The 22,236-nt window shown below is 67.3% G+C and carries 22 protein-coding genes and 1 tRNA gene; 10 read left to right on the top strand and 13 right to left on the bottom strand.

Annotated elements, in window-relative coordinates; all coding sequences use genetic code 11:
- Positions 1-15: 15 nt before the first annotated feature.
- The gene (gene dtd / locus V8324_RS09650) at positions 16-453 is read right to left on the bottom strand and encodes a D-aminoacyl-tRNA deacylase (RefSeq protein ID WP_336419725.1); all 438 of its coding nucleotides are present in this window, start codon (positions 451-453) and stop codon (positions 16-18) included.
- A 94-nt stretch (positions 454-547) separates the two neighbouring features.
- Between dtd and V8324_RS09645 the strand changes: the two genes are divergently transcribed.
- Positions 548-964: an Hsp20/alpha crystallin family protein gene (locus V8324_RS09645; RefSeq protein ID WP_336419724.1), complete on the top strand. Its 417-nt coding sequence runs from the start codon at positions 548-550 to the stop codon at positions 962-964.
- A gap of 4 nt (positions 965-968) precedes the next feature.
- Here the strand turns inward: V8324_RS09645 and V8324_RS09640 are convergent, their stop codons facing one another.
- The 3 genes from V8324_RS09640 to V8324_RS09630 are packed head-to-tail and all read right to left on the bottom strand — an operon-like array spanning position 969 to position 3,673.
- The gene (locus V8324_RS09640; RefSeq protein WP_336419723.1) at positions 969-2,090 is read right to left on the bottom strand and encodes a primosomal protein N' (replication factor Y) - superfamily II helicase; all 1,122 of its coding nucleotides are present in this window, start codon (positions 2,088-2,090) and stop codon (positions 969-971) included.
- Positions 2,091-2,097: 7 nt separating this feature from the next.
- Positions 2,098-2,520, bottom strand: a complete 423-nt coding sequence (locus V8324_RS09635; RefSeq protein WP_336419722.1) for a hypothetical protein — start codon at positions 2,518-2,520, stop codon at positions 2,098-2,100.
- A gap of 4 nt (positions 2,521-2,524) precedes the next feature.
- A complete protein-coding gene (locus V8324_RS09630; protein WP_336419721.1) occupies positions 2,525-3,673 on the bottom strand; it encodes an SPFH domain-containing protein in 1,149 nt (382 codons plus the stop codon).
- A gap of 381 nt (positions 3,674-4,054) precedes the next feature.
- Between V8324_RS09630 and V8324_RS09625 the strand changes: the two genes are divergently transcribed.
- The 3 genes from V8324_RS09625 to V8324_RS09615 all read left to right on the top strand — a co-directional run bounded on the left by V8324_RS09625 (position 4,055) and on the right by V8324_RS09615 (position 7,544).
- Positions 4,055-4,131, top strand: a tRNA-Pro gene (locus tag V8324_RS09625).
- 185 nt (positions 4,132-4,316) lie between these two features.
- Positions 4,317-5,831, top strand: coding sequence for an Asp-tRNA(Asn)/Glu-tRNA(Gln) amidotransferase subunit GatB (gatB, locus tag V8324_RS09620; protein WP_336419720.1), 1,515 nt, complete (start codon positions 4,317-4,319; stop codon positions 5,829-5,831).
- 84 nt (positions 5,832-5,915) lie between these two features.
- The gene (locus tag V8324_RS09615) at positions 5,916-7,544 is read left to right on the top strand and encodes an AMP-binding protein (RefSeq protein ID WP_336419719.1); all 1,629 of its coding nucleotides are present in this window, start codon (positions 5,916-5,918) and stop codon (positions 7,542-7,544) included.
- Between the two features lie 208 nt (positions 7,545-7,752).
- Here the strand turns inward: V8324_RS09615 and V8324_RS09610 are convergent, their stop codons facing one another.
- From V8324_RS09610 to V8324_RS09595, 4 genes are all read right to left on the bottom strand, one after another.
- The gene (locus V8324_RS09610; RefSeq protein ID WP_336419718.1) at positions 7,753-8,775 is read right to left on the bottom strand and encodes an aspartate-semialdehyde dehydrogenase; all 1,023 of its coding nucleotides are present in this window, start codon (positions 8,773-8,775) and stop codon (positions 7,753-7,755) included.
- A 123-nt stretch (positions 8,776-8,898) separates the two neighbouring features.
- The gene (locus tag V8324_RS09605) at positions 8,899-9,828 is read right to left on the bottom strand and encodes a histone deacetylase family protein (RefSeq protein WP_336419717.1); all 930 of its coding nucleotides are present in this window, start codon (positions 9,826-9,828) and stop codon (positions 8,899-8,901) included.
- Positions 9,829-9,889: 61 nt separating this feature from the next.
- A complete protein-coding gene (locus V8324_RS09600) occupies positions 9,890-11,437 on the bottom strand; it encodes a cation:proton antiporter domain-containing protein (RefSeq protein ID WP_336419716.1) in 1,548 nt (515 codons plus the stop codon).
- A 157-nt stretch (positions 11,438-11,594) separates the two neighbouring features.
- Positions 11,595-12,629: a succinylglutamate desuccinylase/aspartoacylase family protein gene (locus V8324_RS09595; protein ID WP_336419715.1), complete on the bottom strand. Its 1,035-nt coding sequence runs from the start codon at positions 12,627-12,629 to the stop codon at positions 11,595-11,597.
- A gap of 109 nt (positions 12,630-12,738) precedes the next feature.
- Between V8324_RS09595 and V8324_RS09590 the strand changes: the two genes are divergently transcribed.
- The gene (locus V8324_RS09590) at positions 12,739-13,395 is read left to right on the top strand and encodes a class I SAM-dependent methyltransferase (protein WP_336419714.1); all 657 of its coding nucleotides are present in this window, start codon (positions 12,739-12,741) and stop codon (positions 13,393-13,395) included.
- Entirely contained in the window at positions 13,392-14,003 is a 612-nt protein-coding gene (locus V8324_RS09585) for a methyltransferase domain-containing protein (protein ID WP_336419713.1), read from the top strand. Before V8324_RS09590 ends, V8324_RS09585 begins: the two co-directional genes overlap by 4 nt.
- Here the strand turns inward: V8324_RS09585 and V8324_RS09580 are convergent.
- Positions 13,991-14,737 (bottom strand): glutamine amidotransferase, encoded by a 747-nt coding sequence (locus V8324_RS09580; RefSeq protein WP_336419712.1) that lies wholly within the window; start codon positions 14,735-14,737, stop codon positions 13,991-13,993. The two genes, V8324_RS09585 and V8324_RS09580, sit on opposite strands and share 13 nt — an antisense overlap.
- A gap of 173 nt (positions 14,738-14,910) precedes the next feature.
- Here V8324_RS09580 and V8324_RS09575 point away from each other — a divergent pair, with 173 nt between their 5' ends.
- Positions 14,911-16,131 carry a 3-deoxy-D-manno-octulosonic acid transferase gene (locus tag V8324_RS09575; RefSeq protein WP_336419711.1) on the top strand — a complete coding sequence of 407 codons (1,221 nt, stop codon included), beginning with the start codon at positions 14,911-14,913 and terminating at the stop codon, positions 16,129-16,131.
- Entirely contained in the window at positions 16,128-17,126 is a 999-nt protein-coding gene (lpxK, locus tag V8324_RS09570) for a tetraacyldisaccharide 4'-kinase (protein WP_336419710.1), read from the top strand. The genes V8324_RS09575 and lpxK overlap by 4 nt, the downstream gene beginning before the upstream one ends.
- A 22-nt stretch (positions 17,127-17,148) precedes the next feature.
- Here the strand turns inward: lpxK and V8324_RS09565 are convergent, their stop codons facing one another.
- Positions 17,149-17,754: a DsbA family protein gene (locus V8324_RS09565; RefSeq protein ID WP_336419709.1), complete on the bottom strand. Its 606-nt coding sequence runs from the start codon at positions 17,752-17,754 to the stop codon at positions 17,149-17,151.
- 26 nt (positions 17,755-17,780) lie between these two features.
- Positions 17,781-18,296, bottom strand: coding sequence for a DUF721 domain-containing protein (locus tag V8324_RS09560; protein ID WP_336419708.1), 516 nt, complete (start codon positions 18,294-18,296; stop codon positions 17,781-17,783).
- Between the two features lie 80 nt (positions 18,297-18,376).
- Between V8324_RS09560 and mutY the strand changes: the two genes are divergently transcribed.
- Both mutY and V8324_RS09550 read left to right on the top strand, forming a co-directional pair.
- A complete protein-coding gene (mutY, locus tag V8324_RS09555; RefSeq protein ID WP_336419707.1) occupies positions 18,377-19,468 on the top strand; it encodes an A/G-specific adenine glycosylase in 1,092 nt (363 codons plus the stop codon).
- The gene (locus tag V8324_RS09550) at positions 19,465-20,604 is read left to right on the top strand and encodes an alkane 1-monooxygenase (RefSeq protein WP_336419706.1); all 1,140 of its coding nucleotides are present in this window, start codon (positions 19,465-19,467) and stop codon (positions 20,602-20,604) included. The genes mutY and V8324_RS09550 overlap by 4 nt, the downstream gene beginning before the upstream one ends.
- On the opposite strand, the gene V8324_RS09545 is transcribed toward V8324_RS09550, so the two are convergent.
- Both V8324_RS09545 and V8324_RS09540 read right to left on the bottom strand, forming a co-directional pair.
- Positions 20,601-21,266: a cupin domain-containing protein gene (locus V8324_RS09545; RefSeq protein ID WP_336419705.1), complete on the bottom strand. Its 666-nt coding sequence runs from the start codon at positions 21,264-21,266 to the stop codon at positions 20,601-20,603. The genes V8324_RS09550 and V8324_RS09545 overlap by 4 nt on opposite strands.
- Before the next feature lie 120 nt (positions 21,267-21,386).
- On the bottom strand, positions 21,387-22,232 hold the full coding sequence (locus tag V8324_RS09540; protein WP_336419704.1) for a cytochrome c1: 846 nt from the start codon (positions 22,230-22,232) through the stop codon (positions 21,387-21,389).
- Positions 22,233-22,236 lie beyond the last annotated feature (4 nt).

Genomic DNA, 22,236 nt, shown 5'->3' with positions numbered 1-22,236 from the left:
CGGCCCGCCCCCGGTTCAGCTTTCCATCCAGATCGTGACCGGCCCGTCATTGAGCAGGCTCACCTCCATCTTCGCCGCGAAGCGTCCGGTCTCTGCGGGAATGCCGAGCGCCGCGATCCGCTCGGCAAACCGTTCATATAGGTGACGCCCCTCTTCCGGTGCGGCGGCGCCCGAGAACCCGGGACGATTGCCGCGCGCCGTGTCCGCGGCGAGGGTGAACTGGCTGACGATCAACGCCTCACCACCCGTGTCGAGAATCGAGCGGTTCATCCGGCCGTCCGCGTCCTCGAATATCCGCAGCTTGGCGATCCGCGCGGCCAGCCTGTCGGCCTCGGCGTCCGTGTCGCCCCGCATCGCGCAGACGAGGATCAGCAGGCCGGGACCGCATTGGCCGATCGTCTCGCCGTCCACGGCGACGGCGGCGTGAGAGACACGTTGCAGAAGGGCGCGCATGGCAATCCTGTGTTCGGCTTGACGCGGGTTAAGGCCGGGATCCGCGACCTCGATTTATCCTCCATTTCACTCAACATCACGAAGGAGATCAAGGATGATCGAAAAATCGCAACCGGCCGGATTCTGGCCCCAGGTCTATGAGCCGCTGCGCAATCTCGGGACACGCATGGCGGAATGGCTGGCGCCGGCCTCGGATGCGTCGTCGGACAGTACGGCCTACCGGATCACCATGGAACTGCCCGGCGTCGAAGAGAAGGACATCGATCTTTCGGTGCATGACGGCATGGTCACGGTGAAGGGCGAGAAGACCGACGCGCGCGAGGAAAAAGGCGAGACCTGGTTCTTCACAGAGCGTCAGTACGGCGCCTTCAGCCGGTCGTTCCGCCTGCCGCCCGATGCCGATGGCGACAAGGTCGCGGCGACGCTGAAGGATGGCGTGTTGCACCTGACGATCCCGCGCCGCGAGACCGAAGGTCCCAAGGGGCGCAAGGTGGAAATCCAGCGCGGCTGACCCGTCAGAACCCGCCCTGCTCGACCGCAAGGACGTATCCCAGGCCGGCCGCGACCAGCGCGCCAAGCCCGACGGCCGCCGCGATTTTCCAAGCCGACCACGGGCGTTCGCCCTGCACGCGGCCGGTGCGGGCGTTGACGACGAAGCGGTAGGTCTGCCCGCGATACTTGTAGGCGGCCAGCCAGACCGGCAGCAGCACATGCTTGAACGTGACGCGGTCGAGCCGCGTGTCGATATCGTGGATGCGCTGCCGGTCGCCACCGATATCGAAGCGCACGTCGCGGGCGATCACCGCGTCCATCTTCTGCCGGGCTTGTACAAAACCCGCCTCGATCGGTACGGAATAACCTTCGGCCCGGAACCCGGCGAGGTATTCCGGCGCGTAGGGTTCCAGCGCCGAAAGATCCCACGGCTCCAGCCCGTCGGCGAACTCCTTCGGCAGCGCGGTCGAGGCCATTACGAGCACGTCATCGAAGGCCCGCGCCACCCGCCCCGAGACGCCGCGCCAGCGGACCTTGGGCACGCGGACTGTCTGGCGCTTGCCGTCGCGGATGACGGTGCGGGTGACGTAATAGACGGTGCCGCGCTCGCCGCGGTAATCCGACTCGGAGAAAGCGTCGAAAGTCCAGTAGGGCACGTAGATGCCCTGCATCCGCCGGCCCTTGCGCGCATAGGCCTGCAATCCGTTCGGCGCGAACCACAGCCCGCCCAGCCAGTCGGTCATTGCCTGCCGCGCGGCGCCCTCGTCCAGCGCGAAGGGCAAAAGCGCGCGCGGCTTGACATGGCGATGCGTGCCGGTCCCCGTCACCACGGGCGAGGCGCAGAACGGGCATTCGGTGGCGTGGGTATCGGTGCCCAGTTCCACCTGCGCGCCGCAGCTTGTGCAAGCGGTGACGCGGGTCTCCTCCATCTCCTGCGCGGGCAACTGGTCGCGCAGGGCTTTGGCGAAGTCCAGCTCGCGGATGCCGCCCTGCCAGGGGCCGCCGCTCTGGATCCGGGCGATGTCGCCGCAATGCTCGCAGACCAGCTGATGCGCGCCCGGATCATAGCGGTAATCCGCGCCGCAGGCCGCGCAGGGGAAGCGGTGCTCGGTCACGGCCGGCGCGGGGGGCGGTGTCTCTGACATCGTTTGTTCAGAGGATGTGGTGGATGGCGCGCGGCGTGATCCGCCGCAACGCACCGTCCCCGAGGGCCGTGTGCCGCCAGAGGTTGAACGTGGCGTGCAGCGCGACCACCGCGAGCAGCGCCAGCAGAAGCGTGCGCGCCTCGGGGCCGGGCAGCGGCAGGCCGAAGGTTTCGGCCACCAGCGCCACGGCCCCCCAAGCCAGCAGCAGGTAAAGCCCGCGATGCAGCCACGGATGCGCCGCGCGCACCGGGCCTTCCAGCTTCGGCCCCGGCCCGTTCATCAGCCCGAGGACCAGCGCCGCTGCGCACATCGTCAGCGCCGAGGCGGCATAGACCAGCGACAGCCACGTCGTCGCCCCGCCATCGCCCAGCACGAACAGCAAGAGCAGAAGGTTCAGCCAGTGCAGCGTGATGGTGACATGTCGGCGCATCGGCTCAGGCCCCCGGCGGCGGTGGCGGCATCACGGTGAATAGCTGCGCCAGCTCGGTCACATCCTCGGCGCGCTTCCAGCCGTCCTGACCGGCGGTCCAGACATGGGTGTCGCGCATCAGGCCACCTTCGGTCACCATGCGCCCCAGCCGGGCCTTGGAATAGGGGCCGTGCGTCTGGCCGTTCTCGGCGATGTGCCAGACATGCTCGACCGGCGGCGGGGGCGGCGGCGGGGCGACACCTTCGGGGCGCGCGCCCCACGGGCCGGATTGCGGACCTGCCTGCGCGCCCTGCCCTGTCCCCTGATCGGCCATCCGCTGCGCCATCGCCATGCCCATCCCCATGCCCAGACCGGCGCCGATGCCGCCGCCGCCCGACGTGGTCGTGGCCGCCGCGGTCATCGCCTCGGCGGTGGAATATTGCGTGAACTTGGCCAGATCACCCGCCAGCCCCATCGAGGTCCGCTTGTCGAGCGCCTGTTCGACCGCCGGCGGCAGCGAGATGTTCTCGATGTAGAATTCGGGGATCTCCAGCCCGTACTCGGCGACCACTGCGGTGATCTCTGCGGCCACCAGCTTGCCCAGATCGTGGGTGTTGGCGGCCATGTCGAGCACCGGGATGCCCGAGCCGGCGATGATCCGGCTGAACGCCTGCACGATGATGTTGCGGATCTGGAAGCTGATCTCGTCCATCGTGAACTCGCCATCCGTGCCGACGATCTCGGCCATGAACCGCGCGGGGTCCGACACGCGCGCGGTGTAGGTGCCGAAGGCGCGGATGCGGGTCGGGCCGAATTCCGGGTCGCGCAGCATGATCGGGTTCTTGGTGCCCCATTTCAGATCGGTGAAGCGCGTGGTGGCGACGAAGTAGATCTCGGACTTGAAGGGCGAGCGAAAGCCGTGATCCCAGTGCTGCAGCGAGGTCATCACCGGCATGTTGTTGGTTTCCAGCATGTAGAGCCCGGGGGTGAAGACATCCGCCAACTGCCCCTCGTGGACGAACACCGCCGCCTGCCCCTCGCGCACCGTCAGCTTGGCGCCGTACTTGATCTCGTGGCCCTCGCGGTCGAACCGCCAGACCATGGTGTCGCGGGCATCGGCGGTCCAGTGGATGACGTCGATGAACTGGCCGGAGAGGAAGTCGAAGATCGGCATGCAGTCTTTTCCTTCTTTTCTTTTTCCTGAAGGTCATTTTCGAGAACCGCGTCACAGCCGGGGATGCCATGAAAGGCACCCTGTCATGGCGGGGGTCGGACGTCGTGAACGCCCCGCCGGGAAAAAGGAACCGGCACCAGCAGACTAGCATCACGCCGTTGCCCGATCCATCCGGATTTTCCGGTGATCTTTCGAGAGATGGCATCCGGCATGGCGCGCGCAAGCGATCGACGGCGGCACCACCCCCATGCGACACGCGCCTCGGGTCTGCGACGCAGGACCGAGGGCAACAGCAGGGGCAATAGCGCGTCGGCGGCGCGCCGCGGCCGCCAGATCCCTCTTGCAAAGGCCCGATACGCCGTATACGCGACATGTCACGGTCGGGCTGTGGCGCAGCCTGGTAGCGCACCTGCTTCGGGAGCAGGGGGTCGGAGGTTCGAATCCTCTCAGCCCGACCATGTCTCCATTTTCCGCCAGTTCCGGATACCGAAACCGCGTTCGCGCCGGATCCCCCGGTCGCCGTGGCAAGAATTTCGGCTTCCCCTGTCGGTGTGATGACAGCAGCCCTTCGGAACGCGAGGCCCTTGTCCACGCGGCCCGCGCCACGTAAAACCCGCCCCAAACCCGAACATGGAGCCGCGCGATGCTGGATCTCACCTATGAAGCGCCCAAACCGAAGATTATCGCCGGGGCGAAACACGACTGGGAACTGGTGATCGGCATGGAGGTGCACGCGCAGGTCACCTCGAACGCCAAGCTTTTCTCCGGCGCCTCCACCCGCTTCGGGGCCGAGCCCAACTCGAACGTCTCCTTCGTCGATGCGGCGATGCCCGGCATGCTGCCCGTGATCAACGAGTTCTGCGTCGAACAGGCGGTACGCACCGGGCTGGGCCTCAACGCGCAGATCAACCTGTGGTCGGCGTTCGATCGCAAGAACTACTTCTACCCGGACCTGCCGCAAGGCTACCAGATCAGCCAGCTTTACCACCCGCTGGTCGGCGAGGGCGAGATCCTGGTGGACATGGAACCGGGCATCGCCCGCAACGTCCGGATCGAGCGGATCCACATGGAACAGGACGCCGGCAAATCCATTCACGACATGGATCCGACCGCCTCCTTCGTCGATCTCAACCGCACCGGCGTCTGCCTGATGGAGATCGTCAGCCGCCCCGACATCCGCGGCCCCGAAGAAGCCGCCGCCTATATCACCAAGCTGCGCCAGATCCTGCGCTACCTCGGCACCTGCGACGGCAACATGCAGAACGGCAGCCTGCGCGCGGACGTGAACGTCTCGGTCTGCCGCCCGGGCCAGTACGAGAAATACCAGGAGACCCAGGATTTCTCGCATCTCGGCACCCGCTGCGAGATCAAGAACATGAACTCCATGCGGTTCATCCAGATGGCGATCGATCACGAGGCCCGCCGCCAGATCGCCATCGTGGAATCGGGCGGCGCGGTGGTGCAGGAAACCCGCCTCTACGATCCCGACCGCAACGAGACCCGCTCGATGCGCAACAAGGAAGAGGCGCATGATTACCGCTACTTCCCCGACCCCGACCTGCTGCCGCTGGAGATCGAGCAGGCCTGGGTCGACGCCATCAAGGCCACCCTGCCGGAATTGCCCGATGCCAAGAAGGCACGCTTCGTGCTGGATTTCGCCCTGAACGAATACGACGCCTCCGTGTTGACCGCGGATCTCGCCAACGCCGCCTATTTCGAGGCGGTCGCGGCAGAGGCCGGTGACGGCAAGCTGGCCGCGAACTGGGTCATCAACGAGCTGTTCGGCCGCCTCAAGAAAGAGGACCACGCCATCGAGGACAGCCCGGTATCCCCGGCGCAGCTGGCCGCCATCGTCCGGCTGATCAAATCCGACGCCATCTCGGGCAAGATCGCCAAGGACGTCTTCGAGATCGTCTACACCGAGGGCGGTGATCCCGAAGAGATCGTCGAGGCGCGCGGCATGAAACAGGTCACCGATACCGGCGCCATTGAGCAGGCGGTGGACGAGATCATCGCTGCAAACCCCGCGCAGGTCGAAAAGGCGCAAGCCAACCCCAAGCTGGCGGGCTGGTTCGTCGGGCAGGTGATGAAGGCCACCGGCGGCAAGGCCAACCCCAAGGCCGTCAACGAGATCGTCTCGGCCAAGCTGGGGCTGTGACCCCGGCCGATCTATTGCTTTGAAAGCCCACCCGAATTCCCTACGCTCTGCTGAACGGGAGCGGAGAGAATCAGGGAGGGGTTCATGGGCTGGATGAAAGACGAGACCGGGCTGGAGCGGTGCGAGGCGAACTTCGTGCCGCTGACGCCGCTGTCGTTTCTCAAGCGCGCGGCGCAGGTCTACCCGGATCGCGAGGCGCTGGTCTATCACGGCACCCGCCGCAGCTATGCCGAGTATCACGAGCGCGTCTCGCGGCTGGCCTCGGCCCTCGTCAAGCTCGGGGTGAAACCGGGCGACGTGGTGGCGACCCTGCTGCCCAACCTGCCCGCTCATGCCGAGGCGCATTTCGGCGTGCCGGCCTGCGGGGGCGTGCTCAACACCATCAACACCCGGCTGGATGCCGATACCATCGCCTATATCCTCGATCACGGCGAGGCGAAGGTGATCCTGTGCGATCCGCAATTCCTGCCCACATTGATGCAGGCCACCGAGTTGATGGAGCGGACCCCGCCGAAGATCATCGAGGTGGCCGATGACGAGGCCGGGGTGCATGCCCACGGGCATTACACCGAATACGAGGACCTGCTCGCCACCGGCGACGCGGAATTCGCGTGGATCATGCCGCAGGACGAATGGGAAAGCCTCGCGCTGAACTACACGTCCGGGACCACCGGCAAGCCCAAGGGCGTGGTCTGCCATCATCGCGGCACCTACCTGATGACCATGGGCACCGTCGTCAGCTGGCAATTGCCACGCTATGCGCGATACCTGACCATCGTGCCGCTCTTTCACTGCAACAACTGGAACCATGTCTGGCTGATGCCGATGCTGGGGGCCACCGTGGTGGGCTGCCGCGACATCACCGCCAAGGCGATCTACGACGCCATCGCCGACGAGGGCGTCACGCATTTCGGTGCGGCGCCCATCGTGCTCAACACCATCGTCAACGCCAAGCCCGAGGACCGGCGCGAGTTCGATCACGTGGTCGACGTGTTCACCGCCGGGGCCCCGCCCCCCGCCGCCACGCTTGCGGCGATAGAGCCGCTAGGATTCCAGGTCACCCAGGTCTACGGTCTGACGGAAACCTACGGCCATGTCACCGAATGCCTCTGGCAGGAACGCTGGAACGATCTGCAGGATGACGAGCGCTACGCCATCAAGGCGCGCACCGGCATCGCCATGCCGATGATGGAGGACATCACGGCGATGGACCCCGAGACGATGCAGCAGATCCCGATGGACGGGAAGACCCAGGGCGAGATCATGATCCGCGGCAACCCGGTGATGAAGGGCTACCTGAAAAATCCCGAGGCCACGCAGGAGGCGTTCCGCGGCGGATATTTCCATTCCGGCGACATCGCGATCCAGCATCCCGACGGTTACCTGCAGATCGCCGACCGCGCCAAGGACATCATCATCTCGGGCGGCGAGAACATCAGCTCCGTCGAGGTCGAGGGGGTGATGATGCGCCACCCGTCCGTGCTGCTGTGCGCGGTAGTGGCGAAACCCGACCCGAAATGGGGCGAGGTGCCCTGCGCCTTCGTGGAGTTGAAGGACGGCGCGACCGAGACCGAAGAGGCGCTGATCGCCTTCGCGCGCGAGAAACTGGCCGGGTTCAAGACACCCAAGGCGGTGGTGTTCCAGGATCTGCCCAAGACCTCGACGGGCAAGATCCAGAAATTCGAACTGCGCCAGATCGCCCGGTCGGTCTGAGCCGCGCAGCGCCCGACCGCCGGGTGGGCGCTGCAACAGGTCCGCAACGCACTTTATGCCAGCCAAGTACTGCACCGGTTTCACCAGATCGAAGCGTTGCAGAAACGCCCGCCCGAGGGGGCGGTCGTGCGCTGCGCAGCGGCGCGTGCCGCGCCTTGATTCCGCGCATTGGCTCCTGGCCTGAACCGTTGCGCCTGCCCCCGACCGATCAGCCCTTCTTCAGCACCCGCTGACCCAGCGTCTCTGCGATCTGCACCGCGTTCAGCGCGGCGCCCTTGCGCAGGTTGTCGCTGACGCACCACAGATTGATGCCGTTATCAATCGTCGAATCCTGGCGGATGCGGCTGATGAAGGTGGCGAAGTCGCCGACGCATTCGATCGGCGTGACGTAGCCGCCATCCTCGCGCTTGTCGATCACCATGATCCCCGGCGCCTCGCGCAGGATGTCGCGCGCCTCGGCCTCGTCGAGATGATCCTCGAACTCGATATTGATCGCCTCGCCATGCCCCACGAAGACCGGCACGCGCACGCAGGTCGCGGTGACCTTGATCGACGGATCGACGATCTTCTTGGTCTCGGCGACCATCTTCCATTCTTCCTTGGTCTGCCCATCCTCGAGGAAAACGTCGATATGCGGGATCACGTTGAACGCGATCTGCTTGGGGTACACCTTCGCCTCGTAATCGTCGGTGGGGTTGTAGACGGCCTTGGTCTGGTCCCAAAGCTCGTCGATGCCCTCCTTGCCCGAGCCGGACACCGACTGGTAGGTCGACACGACCACGCGGCGGATCCGGGCCCGGTCGTGCAGCGGCTTCAGCGCCACCACCATCTGCGCGGTAGAGCAGTTGGGATTGGCGATGATGTTCTTCTTGGAATAGCCCATCACCGCGTCGGCGTTCACCTCGGGCACGATCAGCGGCACGTCGGGGTCGTAGCGGTAAAGCGACGAGTTGTCGATCACCACGCAGCCCGCATTGGCCGCCTTCGGGGCGTAGGTCTTGGTGGCATCCGATCCGATCGCGAACAGCGCGATATCCCAGCCGGTGAAATCGAACGCATCCAGATCCTGGGTCTTGAGCGTGCGGTCGCCAAAGCTGATCTCGGTCCCGAGGCTGCGGCGCGACGCGAGCGCCGCGATCTCGTCCACCGGGAACTCGCGCTCGGCGAGGATGTTCAGCATTTCGCGGCCCACATTGCCGGTGGCGCCGACGACGGCGATTTTGTAACCCATGTGTATCATGCCTCCTGCGCGGGGGTTGCGGGGCGTGTCATACAGCGATTGCGGGCGAGGCGAAAGGGGCCACCCTCGACCCGGGACAGGGCAAGGCGAGCCCGGGCCTCTTTTTTGACGCCGTCAGGCCGCACCGCGCGCCATCAGCACATCGACATGCGCCGCCGCACTTTCGGCAAGCGCGTCGAGGTCGTAACCACCCTCCATCGAGCTTACCAGACGCCCCCCGCACAACTCGCCCGCCAGATCGCACAGCCGCTCGGTGACCCAGGCGAAATCCTCGGTCTCCAGCATCAGCTCGGCCAGCGGGTCGGCACGATGCGCGTCGAACCCCGCCGAAACCAGGATCAGCTCGGGCCGGAAGTCGCGGACGCGCGGAAAGACCGTCTCTTCCCAGGCGCGGCGGAACTCCGCGCTGCCCGACCGCGGCGCGAGCGGCACGTTCAGGATCGTGCCGTGCGGGCCGGTCTCGTGCGCGGCCCCGGTGCCGGGCCAGAGCGGGAACTGGTGCGTTGATGCAAACAGCGCGCGCGGATCGTCCTCGAGCAGATCCTGCGTGCCGTTGCCGTGATGCACGTCGAAATCCACGACCGCGACGCGGCCCAGCCCGTGATGATCGAGGGCATATTTCGCCGCCGCCGCGACGGTGCCGAACAGGCAGAATCCCATCGTCGTCTCGCGCTCGGCGTGATGGCCGGGCGGGCGGGCGGCGACGAACGCGTTGCGCGCCTCGCCCGACAGCACGAGGTCGACGGCGCGCAGCGCGCCGCCCACGGCGCGGTAGGCCGACGCCAGCGTGCCGGGCGACATCCATGTATCGGCATCCAGCGGCGCAAAGCCGCTATCGGGGGCCGCGGCGCGGATCGCGTCGAGATGCGACCGGGGATGCACCCGCAGCAGGTCGTCCTCGGCCGCCAGCGGGGCGCTGACGCGCGCCAGGTCCTTGCCCTCGAGCGCAGCAAGCACCCGCTCCAGCCGGGCGACCTGTTCAGGGTGGCCGGGTGGCGTCACATGCGCAAGGCAGTCTTCATGGGTGATCAGCGCGGTCGTCATGGCGGTCCTCCAGGGTCTTGCCCGAGACAACCCGGATTCCCGGGCATTGTCCAGTGCCGCCTCAGCCCTGCCCGAGGACGTCCGCGGTCTGCTCGGCGAGGCTGACACCGGCCTGGGTCATGGTCAGATAGGTGTAATCCGCCCCCGCCGCGCGCAACTCTTGCTGGTCGGACTCGAACAGGGCGTGCGACACGATGGGCCCGGTAAAGCCGCGCTGCCGCAGCCCGCGCGCGGCGATCAGCCTTGCCTCGAGATCGTCCATCGCCAGGATCGCCGCCCGGATCTTTCGGAAATCGCAGCTGCGCCAGAAATTGCTGTCCTCGGCATCGGCGAAAAGCACGTTGCGCCCGGCCGCGACATGGGCCTCGGTCTTGTACTGGTCCGCGTCGAGCCCGACGGGCCTCAAACCCTGTTCCTCGGCCCTCTGGTAGGCGGCGCTGCCGGTGCGGCCCATGCCGAAGATCAGCACCTCGGCATCGCCCATGTCCTTGGGCTGCTCGTCGGGATGGATCGTGTCGCGCTCGTATCTCTGCAAGCGCTCCTCGAACCGCTCGAACAGCGGATGGGCGAAGCGGTTCAGCGGCGCCGAGATCACGAACGAGATCGACACGGCGATCGCCAGCGGCACCAGGAATTCCGGGAGCACGCCCGCCGCCACGATCAGCCCGAACTCGGAATAGGCCGTCAGGCTGAGCGCACTCAGAAAGGCGCTGCGGGCCCGCAGCTTGAACGCCGCGAGCAGGGCGAAGAACAACACCCCCTTCAACGGCAGCACGATGCCGACGGCGACGGCGAAGGCCAGCGCCCCCCAGTCCGGCAGCCCGGTCAGACCGATCTGCAGGAAAAACCCCACAAGGAAGACCTCCTTGAGCGACCAGAGCGATTCGCCCAGTTCCTTGGCGCGCTTGTGCGTCGACAGAAGCACGCCGATCACCAGCGCGCCGATCTCCGACGACAGGCCCATCGCCTCGAAGCCCATGCCGCCGATCACCAGCGACAGCAGCATGCCCATCAGCACCAGCAGCTCGTCATGCCCGGCAAGATCCAGCAGCCGGTGCAGCACCGGCCGCAACAGCGGCACGGCAAAGACCAGCAACGCCCAGACATTCGGCGTCTGGCCCGACCAGACGGCCAGCACCACGAGCGCGATGATGTCCTGCACGATCAGGATGCCGATGGCGGTGCGGCCGTGAAAGACGCCCAGTTCGCGCTTGGCCTCCAGCAGCTTCGCGGCCAGCACCGTCGACGAGAACGAAAGCGCGATCGCCACCAGCAGCGCCGTGTTCCAGTCGAGCCCCATGAAAAGCTTCAGGCCGGGCATGAAGACCAGCACCGAGATCGCGAAATGCAGCAGCGCCCCGCCGATCACCTGCGGCTGCGCGATCTGCTTGAGCTTGAGCTTCAGCCCGACGGTGAACAGCAGCATCAGCACGCCCAGATGCGCGATATGCTCCAGCGCCTCGCCACTGTAGACCGGCAGGCCCAGGGGCGGGCCGAAGATGTTGATCGCGAAACCCGCAGCGAGAAACCCGACCAGCGGCGGCAGCCCGAAGGGTCGCACCAGAAGACCGAACAGGAAGGCAAAGCTGATGGTGATGACTTCGAACAAGGCGCATGCCTCCTGAATGACGGGTTCCGATCACGCCGGTCGCACCTTGCCGCAGGGCGGTCGCACGACATCACGCCTTGCTGCCAGCGTGTCCGAGGATCCCCGCGGCGGCAAGCCCCAACTCGCCGCCATGCGCCGTGCCGGCACCCGCGCGATGTCAGATGATCTCGTCCTCGTCATCCAGCGGCGACGCCTCGAGATGCGCGCTGATGCCCTCGGCGGCGGCTTCGGCGCGGCTGGTCTCGGCCACGTGGAACAGCGCGTCGCCCTCGTAGACCACCGGCATGTTGGTGCGCCCGATGACGATCCCGCTCTGCTCGGCCAGAACCTCGCTTTCGACATCGCCGAAGGCATTCGCGACAGCGCCCAGCACCGTGCCCGGCTGCACCGCGTCGCCGACCGCGATGTAGCCGCGAAAAAGCCCGCCGCGCGGCGCGCGGTACCATGTGGAACTGCGCGCCCGCACCGGTTTGCCCTTGTTGCGCGGCACGCCCTTGCTGCCGATCATCCGCATGTGCCGCATCACCCGCAGCAGGCCAGACACCCCCGCGCGCGCCGCGAACTCGTCAAAGCGCAGGCCCTCGCCCGCCTCGTAAAGCAGCACGTCGATCCCCGCCGCCTCGGCCGCCATGCGCAAGGATCCCTCGCGCAGCTTCGAGTCCATCATCACCGGGGCGCCGAAGGCCAGCCCCAGCTCTTCGAGGCGCGCATTGTCGGGGGTCAGCCGGATCTGCGGCAGGTTGGTGCGATTGATCGCCGCCGAATGCAGATCCACCCCGACATCGGCGCGCAGCACGATCTCCTGCATGAAGATATGCGCCAGTTGCGAGGCCATGGACCCCGCGCTCAGCCCCGGGAACACCCGGTTGAGATCGCGCCGGTCCGGCAGGTAGCGCGAATGGTTGAGAAACCCGAAGGTGTTGACGATCGGCACCGCAAGCAGCGTCCCCGCCATGGTCTTGAGCGCGCCCGACCGCAACAGCCGCCGCACGATCTCGACCCCGATCACCTCGTCGCCATGCACCGCCGCCGAGACGAACAGGACCGGACCCGGGCGCTTGCCGTGCACCACCTCGACCGACAGGTGCACCGGCGTGTGATTGGACAGCGTGCTGACCGGGATATCGACCCGCGCGCGCGTGCCCGGGGCCACCGCGGTGCCGCCGATCTCGAAGGGTTTGCGCCTGGCCATGCTGGTCCGCCTCGTGACAATTGCCGTGCCGGTGGCTTAGGCAATCGCGGCGGGGCTGTCCATGCCATCCCGGCTTGATCCCGTGTGGCTTGCAGGGGTATTGCGGCGCATGGCCTCTGACCTTCCCCCCGACTGCCCGGTCTGCCGGGGCCCGTCTCCAGCAGCCTTCGGCGTTTTCGACGGGCTTGGCTACTGGCGCTGCGACACGTGCGGCGCGCGCGGGCTGAACCCCGCGCATCATCCAAGCGCGTCGGCGGAAAAGGCCGAATACGACCGGCACGAGAACCATGTGGGCGACCCCGGCTACCGGCGCTTCCTGTCCCGGCTCACCGATGCGCTGCGCCCGCATCTTTCGCCGGGGGCGCAGGGCCTCGATTACGGCTGCGGGCCCGGGCCGGCGCTGGCGGCGATGCTGCGCGAGGCCGGGCACGAGATGGCGCTCTACGACCCTTTCTACCGGCCCGACAAAAGCGCCCTGTGCAATCGCCACGATTTCGTCACCTGCACCGAGGTCGTCGAGCATTTCCACCGGCCCGCCGAGGAGTTCGACCGGCTTGGCGGTTTGCTGCGCCCCGGCGGGTGGCTGGCGGTGATGACCTGCTTCCAGACCGATGACGCGCGGTTCGCGGACTGGCACTACCGCAAGGATCCCACGCATGTGGTGTTCTACCGCGCCGAAACGCTGGGACACGTGGCCGCCACGCGCGGCTGGTCCTGCACCATCCCGCGCAAGGACGTGGCCCTGATGCAGGTGCCCCCGCCATGACCACCGCGCTCCAAGAGGACCGGCTGGTGGCGGTGCTCCGCGCGATCGACGAAACCGGCGCGCGCACGGTCCTCGATCTCGGCTGCGGCAGCGGCGACCTGATCCTGCGGCTTGCGACGCGTGCCTCTTGCACCCGGATCACCGGGATCGATACCGATCTGGAGTCGTTGCGCCGCCTGCAGGCACGGCTGGCGGATCTGCCTGCCGACGCCCGCGCGCGGGTGCAGATCGCAAACGCCTCGATGACCGCCGCGCATCGCAGCCTTCGCGGCTACGACTGCGCAACCCTTGTCGAGACGATAGAGCATCTGCCCCACGCCGATCTCAACCGGCTGGAACGCGCGCTCTTCGCCGACATGCGGCCGCAGCATATCATCGTCACCACGCCGAATGCCGACTACAACCCCGTGCTCGGCGTGCCGCCGCACCGGTTCCGGCATCCGGGTCACCATTTCGAATGGTCGCGCGAGCGCTTCGGGCACTGGGCCGACGGCGTGGCGGCGCGCAACGGCTACAGCGTGACGCGGCGCGACGTGGCCGGAACACATCCCGCACTTGGCGGGGCCAGCCAGATGGCGATCTTCCGGCGATCGGGTCAGGTCCCGTAACGCGCCACGAAGTTGCGCAGGATCCGCTCGGGGGCGTGCACATCCGCGGCCCGGCACATGGCGATCAGATCGTCGGCGGTCTCGGGCGGAAAGTACCCGCGATGGCGGTAGATGCGGATGCGCGTCTCGAACCCCGCCGCGTCGGCCTCGGGGTGGAACTGCGTGGCATAGACGTTCCGCCCGTAGCGCACCATCTGGTAGGGGCAGCTGGGCGAGGCGACGAGGTGAACGCAGCCCGCCGGCAGCGCCTGCAACGCCTCCTTGTGCCCGACGAAGGCGGCGAAGTCGCGCGGCACATCGATCAAAAGGGGATCGCCCGCACCGGCCTCGGTCAGCGTGCAATCCGCGGTGCCCACGGGTTCGCCAAAGGCGCGCTTGGCGACATCGCCACCCAGATGCTTGCCGAGGATCCCGATCCCGTAACAGCACCCCAGGAACGGCACGTCGTCCGTGGCAATCCGCGGCATCAGCGAAAGAACCTCCGCCTCGATCCGCGCCTCTTGCGGGGTCTTGTCACTCGGGGCGTCGCTGACACAGCCGGGGCCGCCGCCGACGATCACGCCCGCCACATCGCCAAGGTCCAGCCCCTCCGGCAGGCCCTGCTGATCGAGGCGGATGCGGCGGGTCTGTGCCGCGCGCAGCCCACCCTTGCGCAGGATCGCGGCGAACTCGTCATCGGCGGCCTCGTCCTCGGGGCGCAGTTGCAGGATCAGGAACGGCTTGGGGGTGGGCATTCGGCAACCTCCATGGGCTGATGCGTGGTTGCCCTGCCCGGTCGCCCGGGTCAAGACACGGCCTGCGAACTTGACGCGGGCCGGCAGAGAGGTAGGGTGCGCGCATCCAGACGCGAGCCCTTCACATGATCCAGCGCATGACGCCGCCCGCGCGATACCGGGCCTGACCGGCCGTGACCCGGTCTCTCAGCCTTGCGGCCTACATGGCATTCGCGCGCCGCGCCGGGCCGGCCCCGCCGCCACCGGAGACGCCGCGGCCCGACGGCCCGCTGATCTGGGCGCATGCGATCGACCCCGAGCGGGCCGACACTCTGATCGACCTCAGCAAGCGGCTGGTGCAACATCGCGCAAGCCTCCACATGATCCTGACCGGTCCCGGGCCCGCGCCGCAACGGCTCGACCCCCGCGGCGCGGTGATCTGGCAGGAGGCGCCCGACGATACCGGGCCCGCGGCAGACGTCTTTCTGGATCATTGGCGCCCGGATATCTGCCTGTGGACGGGCGGCGATCTGAAACCTGCGCTTCTGATCCATGCCGCAGAGCGCGACATCCCGCTCTACCTCGTCGATGCCGACGAGGCGCGGCTCGACCGGACGACGTGGCGATGGGCGCCCGACCTGCCCCGCGCCGTGCTGGGCCGCTTCGCCGAGATCCACGCCAGAAGCGACAGCGCCGCGCGGCTGCTGCGCCGGCTTGGCGCGCCGAATGCCAGCCTGCGCACCACCGGGCCCTTCCTGGCCGAGGCGCTGACGCTGCCGCATGACATGTCCGACCGCGAGGAAATGGCCCGCATCCTGCGCGGGCGCCCGGTCTGGCTGGCCGCCATGGTGCAGGCCGCCGAGCTGTACACCGTGCTCGACGCGCATGAAAACCTCGGCCGCGTGGCGCACCGGTCGCTGCTGATCCTCGTGCCCGACGACATGGCCGAGGCCGACACCTTCGCGCGGCACCTCTCCGCGGCCGGCTGGCGCCATGTGCGCTGGTCCCAAGGCGAGATGCCGGGCGAGGCGACGCAGGTGGTGCTGGCCGATGCGCCCGGCGAGATGGGGCTGTGGTACCGGCTGGCCCCGGTGGCGTTCATGGGCTCGTCGCTGATGCCGGGATATTCGGGGCGCGATCCGAACGAGCCGGCCGCCCATGGCTCGGCGATCATCCACGGGCCGCATGTCGCGCGCTACCGCGACCGTTACGCCCGCTACGCCAGGGCCGACGCGGCACGGCGCGTCGAGGATGCCGAGACGCTGTTCGAGGCCGTGCAGGCCCTCATGCCGCCCGACCGTTCCGCGCTGATGGCGCAGGCCGCCTGGAATGTCGCCTCGAAAGGCGCGGCTGTCACCGACCGCATCGTCGACATGCTTCTGGACCGGCTCGACCGGCAGGCGGCCGCGCGGTGAGACCGCCGGGTTTCTGGTTCACGCCCCCCGATGCGCCCGGTCTTCGGGCGCGGCTGCTGGCGCCTCTCGGCTGGCTTCAGGCGCGGCGCATGGCGCACCGCATGGCGCGACCGGGCGGCTGGCGCGCGCCGCTGCCGGTGATCTGCGTGGGCACCCTCGACGCCGTCGGGTCCGACACGACATCGACGGTACAGACGCTCGCCCTGCATCTGCAGGCGCGCGGGCGGCGGCCGACGATCCTGATGCCCGGGCAGCGCGGCCCCGTGGCGGTCGATCCCCAACACCATACGGCAGAGGATGTCGGTGACGCGGCACTGCTGACCGCCGCCTTCGCGCCGACATGGGCGGCGCGGCACCGCGCCGCCGGCGCACGCGCCATCGTCAGGGCCGCAGAGGGCTCACCGCAAGGCACCGACTGCATCCTGATGGCGGACGGAGTCCAGGATCCCTATATCGTCAAGGACTTGACGTTGATCGTGGCCGATGCCGTGACCGGCTTCGGCAATGGTCGCAGCCTGCCCGCCGGCCCGTTATACGAACCCGTGGGGACCGCTTTGGCGCGGGCAGACCTGCTGGTCTCCATCGGACCGCCCGCCGCACAAAAAGCCTTCGACCGTGCATGGCGTCACGTGATCGACATCCCGAAGATACGCGCGCGTATGGAGGCGTTGCAGACCGGAATGGACTGGCGCGGCGCGCGCGTCCTCGCCTTTGCCGGCATCGCCCATCCGCAAATGTTCTTCGGCATCCTGCGCGGCCTCGGCACCGATCTTGTCCGCGCCGAGGCATTGGAGGAACATCAACCCCTGACGGTCGCGCTGATGACACGCCTCGACCGCGAGGCGAAGCTCTTGGGCGCGCAACTGGTGACCACCGAAAAGGATGCCGTCCGCCTGCCGCCCGCCTTCCGGCGCAACGTGCTGACCCTGCCCGTGAGGCTACAACTCGAGGATCCCGCGCCGCTCGATGCGGCGCTCGACCGGGTCGGGCTGTGACACCGGCACCGCCGGCGCGAACTCACTCGGCCAGCTTATCGTCGATGATCGCCTTCAGATCGTCGTAGGCCATGTTCGAGTGTTTCTCGCCGTTGATGATCAGCGTCGGCGTGGACGTCACGTTATCCGCCTCGGCATTCTGCTGATACCAGGCGACGAGGGCCTGCGCCTTGTCCTGGTCGTTCAGGCAGGCCTCCAGCGTGTCGGGCTCCAGCCCCGCCACCTTGCCGATGCGGCGCAGGTTGCCGGCGATCTCGGCCGGCTCGCCCTGGGTCCAGTCGCGCTGCTGGTCGTAGATCATGTCGGCGATCCCGAAGAACTTCTCTTCGCCACCACAGCGTGCGACCATCGACGCCCAGAGACCGAACCGGTCGAAATAGACGTCGCGATAGATGAAATGCAGCTGGCCATCCTCGATGTAATCGGCCTTGAGTTGCTTGAACGGCCCGGCGTGAAAGCTTGCGCAATGCGGGCAGGTGAAGGACGCGTATTCGATCAGCGTCACCGGCGCGTCCTCGGGGCCCATCGTCATTTCCGTGATCTGCGAGGTGTCCGGCGCGTCCTGCGCCTGCACGGGTCCCGTCAGCACGGCAAGGGCAAGTGCGGCGGTTGCGATCAGTCGTTTCATCATCTCACCTTTTCAGTTTCGGACCATCAGCGTCGCGTCTTGGTCAATACGTTGCGCGCCAGCGATTCCAGCGCCTGGCGCAGGCCGTCATCGGCTACGGGGGCCGTCATCTCGGCCGCCTCGCGCGTCGTTTCGGGCGCGGGGGCCGCAGGGGTCCTCGGCTTTGGCGCGCGGCGGTGGTCGAAATTCACCTGCCCCTCGGCGAACCCGGTCGCGGCGGTCTGGGTGATCCGGATGCGCGCGATGGCATTGTAGCCGTAGACGGCATTGACCTTCTCGCGCAGCTTTTCCTTCTGCATCTCCAGCATCGGCGCCTGGGCGCCGGTGGTCAGCAGGGTCAGCGTCGCGCCCATACCCTGCCGCGCGTAGGACACCTCGACCGGGCGCGCGATCGCCGCGATCTCTTCCCCGGCGATCTCGGGCCAGTGCGTCAGCAGGCGCGACTGTGCGAAACCTCGGCTTTCCGAGGCGCGGCGCACACTGGATTGCAGCAGCGCCGAGGTCCGCTTGAACCCGTATGTCGTCGTATGTCGGTTGGCCATGCTTGGCACCCTCCCAATGACGCCTAACTTATGGCATGTGACGGCGGATGCCAGACCAGATTGAGCGTGGACCATAAACTATGCGTTATCGTGCCGATGCCGACGACCTCCTGCGCTGGTATGACAGCCATGCGCGCGCCCTGCCGTGGCGCGTCGGCCCGGACGCCCGCGCGGCCGGCACGCGCCCCGACCCCTACCGCGTCTGGCTGAGCGAGGTGATGCTGCAACAGACCACCGTCGCCGCCGTGCGCAGCTATTTCGAGCGGTTCACGACCCTCTGGCCCACGGTCGGCGATCTCGCGGCGGCCCCGGATGCGGATGTGATGGGCGAATGGGCGGGCCTTGGATATTATGCCCGCGCGCGCAACCTGCTGAAATGCGCGCGCGTGGTCGCCTCCGAGCATGACGGCGTCTTCCCGCAGAGCCGCGAGGGGCTGATGCGCCTGCCCGGTATCGGGCCCTATACCGCCGCCGCGATCGCCGCCATCGCGTTCGACCGGCCCGAAACGGTCGTCGACGGCAATGTCGAGCGGGTGATGGCGCGCCTGTTCGACATCCACACCCCGCTGCCGGCTGCCAAACCCGAACTGACCCGCGCCGCGGCCGGGCTGACGCCCGACGACCGGCCCGGCGATTACGCACAGGCGGTGATGGATCTCGGCGCGACGATCTGCACGCCGCGCGCGCCCGCCTGCGGGATCTGCCCGTGGATGCAGGCTTGTGAGGCGCGCGCCGCCGGAACCGCCGCCGACCTGCCGCGCAAGGCCCCGAAAAAGGCCAAGCCCGTGCGGCTTGGCTATGCTTATGTCGCGCGCCGCAGCGATGGTGCCTACCTGCTCGAGGACCGGCCCGCGCACGGCCTTCTCGGCGGCATGCTGGGATGGCCCGGCAGCGCGTGGGACGACGATCCCGACCACGCGCCTCCGCTACAAGCGGACTGGCAGATGATCGACGCCGAGGCGCGCCACACTTTCACGCATTTCCACCTGCGGCTGCGTGTCCTGGTGGCCGAGGTGCCGACAGGATCCACGCCCGCAACCGGCGCGTTCCGCGCGCGCGACGATTTTCGCCCCGCGCATCTGCCGACGCTGATGCGGAAGGTGTTTGACCTTGCCCAAGGCGCGTTCGAAACTGCGCCGGCATCCGAATATTCACCCGAGGACAGATCATGATCCCCGCCGCCCGCGTCGCCCGGCTTCACCGCGCCCTGCCCTTCTGGCTGTCGCTTCTGCTGGTGCCGGTCGCCGTGGCGGGCGCGCTGGTCGGCGGCTGGACGGTGATCCTCGTGCCGGTCGTGACATGGTACCTGTTTTCCATTCTCGACGCGATCCTCGGGCTTTACACCGAGAATGCCGATCCCGAGACGCCCGAGGACCGGCTGACATGGTACCGCGCGATCACGCTGATCTGGGTGCCGGTGCAGTTCGGGCTGCTCTACTGGATGATCTGGTACGTGACGGGGCCGGGTGACGCGCATCTGTCGCCGCTGGAAACGATTCTGTTGTTCTTCGGGCTGGGGGCGATCACCGGCACCGTGGGCATCAATTACAGCCACGAATTGATGCACCAGCGCAACCGGGCCGAGCGGTTCCTTGGCGACCTGCTGCTGGCGATGGTGCTCTATTCGCATTTCCGGTCGGAACACCTGCAGGTGCATCACCGCCATGTCGGCACACCGCGCGACCCGGTGACCGCGCGTTACAACGAGGGGTTTCACCGGTTCTTTCCGCGGGTGCTGAAAGCCTCGCTTCTGTCGGCCTTCGGCGCAGAAAAGGCGATGCTCGCGCGCAAGGGACGACCCTGGTACGACCCGTCGAACCCGTTCTTCCGCTACTGGGCGCTACAGGCGGTGATGCTGGGGCTGGCCGGTCTGGTCGGGGGCTGGACCGGGCTGGCGCTGTTCGCGTGGCAAGCCGTCGTCGCGATCTGGCAGCTGGAACTGGTAAACTATATCGAACATTACGGGCTGACGCGCGAACATCTCGGTGCCGGCAAGTACGAGCATGTGAAACCGCGGCATAGCTGGAACGCCGCGCACAGGGCGTCGAACTGGCTGCTGATCAACCTGCAGCGCCACTCGGACCATCACTACAAGCCCGACCGGCGCTTTCCGCTGCTGCAGACGCATGACGAAGCCGAGGCGCCGCAACTGCCCCATGGCTATCCGCTAATGACGCTCGCGGCGATGGTGCCGCCGCTGTGGCGCCGGGTGATGAACCCGCGGGTGCGCGCATGGCGCCGCCGTCACTACCCGCATGTCACCGATTGGCAGCCCTATAACGCGGCGACCAATCCGCGGCCGCGCTAGCCCGCCTGCGCCGGCAGATGCCCGGTCTTCACGTAGATGACACAGCCCTCGTCCGAGAACGGCGTATGCTCCGACCGGTCCGGGGATCTGATCCACGTGCCCGCCGGGTAATCGCCGTGCTCGTCCTGGTAGGTGCCGCTCAGCACGAAGATCTCTTTGCCGCCCGCATGGCGGTGCGCCTCGAGCCGCGTACCGGGCGCCATCCTGACAAGGCGCACGGTCTCGTTGACCGCGCTGTGCAATGGCAAGATCTCGACGCCCTCTGCCGGGCCGGGCTGAAATTCCGCCCGGTTGGTGTCGACATGGAAGTGATCGGTATCCGACGGGTCGAACTGGTGCAGCTTCACGAGGATCGTGCAGCCGTCCTTCGTGTGCGGCTTGTGGCGTGTGCCAATCGGATTTCGGACATAGGTTCCGGCCGGGTAATCGCCCGATTCGTCGGAAAACACCCCGTCGAGCACGAGGTATTCCTCGCCGCCGCCATGGGTGTGGGCGTCGAACCACGAATCGGGCGCGAAGCGCACGATGGTGGTCGCGCGCGCCACCTCGTCGCCCACCCGGTCGAGCATCATGCGGTCCACCCCGCCAGCCGGGGACTGCACCCATTCGTAATCCTCGGGGCGGATGACCACCCGTTGCGAAAAATCGGCATTGACACGCATCGCCTGTCCCCTTGTCCAAAGTTTCCCGCAACATAAGCGCGCGGCCCGCCGGTTCAAGCCGGCCACGAAAAACCCCCGCGGGCAAGGCCAGCGGGGGTTTTTCTGATCACGCGCGGCGTGTCAGCCGTTCTTCTTGCCCTTGACCGGGGCCCAGATGCGCTTGTTCGTCAGGTACAGCAGCACCGACAGCACGGTCAGAAAGATCACACCCGTCAGGCCCGCGTTCTTGCGCGCCATCATCTTGGGCTCGGCCGTCCACATCAGGAAGGCGGCCACGTCCTCGGCCTGCTGTTCGATGGTGGCCTCGGTGCCGTCGTTGAACTCGACATCATCGCCCCAGAGCGGCTGCCCCATGTTGATCCAGCTTCCGGGAATGGTGGGATTGCCGTGATCATCCTTGCATTCATCCGGGACACCGCCGGCGCCGAACGCGACATTGTAGCTACCCTCGAAGTCGTCGGGGGCACAGGCCGGCGGCTCCTCGTAACCCACCAACAGCGAATAGATGTATTCCGGTCCGCCGATCCCGTTGATCAGCTGCGAGATGCCGGTGCCGTAAGGCCCGTGGAAGCCGGCCCGCTTCTTCGCCATCAGCGACAGGTCGGGCGCGTTTTCCAGTTGCGACATCGGGAAATCATCCGTGGGCTTGGCCTCGCGGTAATCGTCGATCTCCTCGTCATAGACCTCGTATTGCGAGGCGTAGGCACGCATCTGGTCCTCGGGCAAGTTGGGCCCGCCCTCGGCCGCCAGGGTGCGCAGCGGCACGTATTGAAGGCCGTGACAGGCCGAACAGACCTGCGTGTAGACCTTCAACCCGCGCTGAAGCTGCACCTGGTCGAAGGCCCCGAAGGGACCTTCGAACGAGAACTGCGCATCCTCGATATGCGTCTCGCCAGCGGCAGCCCACGCCCCCCCGGTGGACAGGGCCAGCGCCGTGACGGCCGCAATGCCTGATGTCTTGAACATTGTC

Origin of the sequence: Roseovarius sp. D22-M7, assembly GCF_037083785.1 — a bacterium.
Classification (GTDB): Bacteria; Pseudomonadota; Alphaproteobacteria; order Rhodobacterales; family Rhodobacteraceae; genus Roseovarius.
The sequence above is the reverse complement of the archived record's forward strand: the minus strand, read 5'-3'. Positions and strand labels throughout refer to the sequence as shown.

Bases quoted from the DNA above. Each gene is read 5' to 3' on its own strand.
- dtd (WP_336419725.1), bottom strand. From the start codon at position 453: ATGCGCGCCCTTCTGCAACGTGTCTCTCACGCCGCCGTCGCCGTGGAC.
- V8324_RS09645 (WP_336419724.1), top strand. From the start codon at position 548: ATGATCGAAAAATCGCAACCGGCCGGATTCTGGCCCCAGGTCTATGAG.
- V8324_RS09640 (WP_336419723.1), bottom strand. From the start codon at position 2,090: ATGTCAGAGACACCGCCCCCCGCGCCGGCCGTGACCGAGCACCGCTTC.
- V8324_RS09635 (WP_336419722.1), bottom strand. From the start codon at position 2,520: ATGCGCCGACATGTCACCATCACGCTGCACTGGCTGAACCTTCTGCTC.
- V8324_RS09630 (WP_336419721.1), bottom strand. From the start codon at position 3,673: ATGCCGATCTTCGACTTCCTCTCCGGCCAGTTCATCGACGTCATCCAC.
- gatB (WP_336419720.1), top strand. From the start codon at position 4,317: ATGCTGGATCTCACCTATGAAGCGCCCAAACCGAAGATTATCGCCGGG.
- V8324_RS09615 (WP_336419719.1), top strand. From the start codon at position 5,916: ATGGGCTGGATGAAAGACGAGACCGGGCTGGAGCGGTGCGAGGCGAAC.
- V8324_RS09610 (WP_336419718.1), bottom strand. From the start codon at position 8,775: ATGGGTTACAAAATCGCCGTCGTCGGCGCCACCGGCAATGTGGGCCGC.
- V8324_RS09605 (WP_336419717.1), bottom strand. From the start codon at position 9,828: ATGACGACCGCGCTGATCACCCATGAAGACTGCCTTGCGCATGTGACG.
- V8324_RS09595 (WP_336419715.1), bottom strand. From the start codon at position 12,629: ATGGCCAGGCGCAAACCCTTCGAGATCGGCGGCACCGCGGTGGCCCCG.
- V8324_RS09590 (WP_336419714.1), top strand. From the start codon at position 12,739: ATGGCCTCTGACCTTCCCCCCGACTGCCCGGTCTGCCGGGGCCCGTCT.
- V8324_RS09585 (WP_336419713.1), top strand. From the start codon at position 13,392: ATGACCACCGCGCTCCAAGAGGACCGGCTGGTGGCGGTGCTCCGCGCG.
- V8324_RS09580 (WP_336419712.1), bottom strand. From the start codon at position 14,737: ATGCCCACCCCCAAGCCGTTCCTGATCCTGCAACTGCGCCCCGAGGAC.
- V8324_RS09565 (WP_336419709.1), bottom strand. From the start codon at position 17,754: ATGAAACGACTGATCGCAACCGCCGCACTTGCCCTTGCCGTGCTGACG.
- V8324_RS09560 (WP_336419708.1), bottom strand. From the start codon at position 18,296: ATGGCCAACCGACATACGACGACATACGGGTTCAAGCGGACCTCGGCG.
- mutY (WP_336419707.1), top strand. From the start codon at position 18,377: ATGCGTTATCGTGCCGATGCCGACGACCTCCTGCGCTGGTATGACAGC.
- V8324_RS09550 (WP_336419706.1), top strand. From the start codon at position 19,465: ATGATCCCCGCCGCCCGCGTCGCCCGGCTTCACCGCGCCCTGCCCTTC.
- V8324_RS09545 (WP_336419705.1), bottom strand. From the start codon at position 21,266: ATGCGTGTCAATGCCGATTTTTCGCAACGGGTGGTCATCCGCCCCGAG.
- V8324_RS09540 (WP_336419704.1), bottom strand. From the start codon at position 22,232: ATGTTCAAGACATCAGGCATTGCGGCCGTCACGGCGCTGGCCCTGTCC.